1 rRNA gene is annotated in these 255 nt (G+C 59.6%); it reads right to left on the bottom strand.

The features are described 5' to 3' along the window. Positions 1 to 255: ribosomal RNA gene (locus tag ACQG07_RS19250) — 16S ribosomal RNA — on the bottom strand; the annotation flags it as partial.

Genomic DNA, 255 nt, shown 5'->3' with positions numbered 1-255 from the left:
TCCGGACAACGCTTGCACCCTACGTATTACCGCGGCTGCTGGCACGTAGTTAGCCGGTGCTTTTTCTGCAGGTACCGTCACTTTCGCTTCTTCCCTGCTAAAAGAGGTTTACAACCCGAAGGCCGTCGTCCCTCACGCGGCGTTGCTGCATCAGGCTTTCGCCCATTGTGCAATATTCCCCACTGCTGCCTCCCGTAGGAGTCTGGGCCGTGTCTCAGTCCCAGTGTGGCCGGTCACCCTCTCAGGCCGGCTACC

It is taken from the genome of Plantibacter sp. 2H11-2 (genome assembly GCF_050031945.1).
Lineage (GTDB): Bacteria > Actinomycetota > Actinomycetes > Actinomycetales > Microbacteriaceae > Plantibacter > Plantibacter auratus.
This window is presented reverse-complemented; position numbering and strand designations above follow the sequence as displayed.